The organism is Legionella sp. W10-070, assembly GCF_900640175.1.
Classification (GTDB): Bacteria; Pseudomonadota; Gammaproteobacteria; order Legionellales; family Legionellaceae; genus Tatlockia.
Window position 1 is genome coordinate 1 of sequence record NZ_CAAAJC010000062.1, and the last position, 380, is coordinate 380.

A 380-nucleotide genomic window follows, 5' to 3' on the forward strand; every position below is an offset into this window, starting at 1 on the left:
CCGCAGTAGGACAGTCTTCAGGGGGTGGTACCATTGCTTGCTTGAACGGAGGGCTGAATAATCTGATTGCAGCCACTGCCGATAACAGCACAGCTATTGAATGGGGCGGAATTGGTATAGCTGTTGGTGCTGGAGCGCAAAGTAATACCGATGGGGCTGCTAATACCTCTACCATTGTTACCACATTGGGCAATAATGGCGGCATACCTTATGCAGCACAACTGTGTAATGACTTTGAGGTGGACTCCCAAGGCAATACCCCTTGCCAGCCAGGAAACGCCTGCTATAACGATTGGTTCCTGCCAGCCGGAAATAACGCGACAGCCACAGGTCAGCTTAACTGCTTATTTACTAATCGTGTCGCTATAGGCGGTTTTACC

General features: G+C 50.3%; 1 pseudogene. It reads left to right on the top strand.

The features are described 5' to 3' along the window. A pseudogene (locus E1O65_RS12485) lies at positions 1-380 on the top strand (hypothetical protein); the annotation flags it as partial.